Origin of the sequence: Streptomyces sp. BE20 (assembly GCF_036322525.1) — a bacterium.
GTDB lineage: Bacteria > Actinomycetota > Actinomycetes > Streptomycetales > Streptomycetaceae > Kitasatospora.
Window position 1 is genome coordinate 1 of sequence record NZ_JAQYWW010000623.1, and the last position, 219, is coordinate 219.

Annotated in this window: 1 pseudogene; it reads left to right on the forward strand. The window is 67.1% G+C overall.

The features are described 5' to 3' along the window. Positions 1-19: 19 nt before the first annotated feature. Positions 20-219: pseudogene (locus tag PUR61_RS13380) on the forward strand (hypothetical protein); the annotation flags it as partial.

The window sequence follows — 219 nt, forward strand, 5'->3', positions numbered from 1 at the left end:
GAACGCGACGGTGTGCTCCATGTCGCCGATTCCGGCGGGTTGGGTGATCACGAGTTCGTACGGCAGCGGTGGCTGTGTGGGCACCGGTTACGCGTACTCGATCGCCAAGATCACCACGCAGACCTACGCCACCGTGTGCTCGTTCTCGCCGATCCCGGCGGGTTGGGTCGTCTCCGGCTCCGTCAGCACCAGCGGCTGCGCCGGCAGCGGCATCGCCTA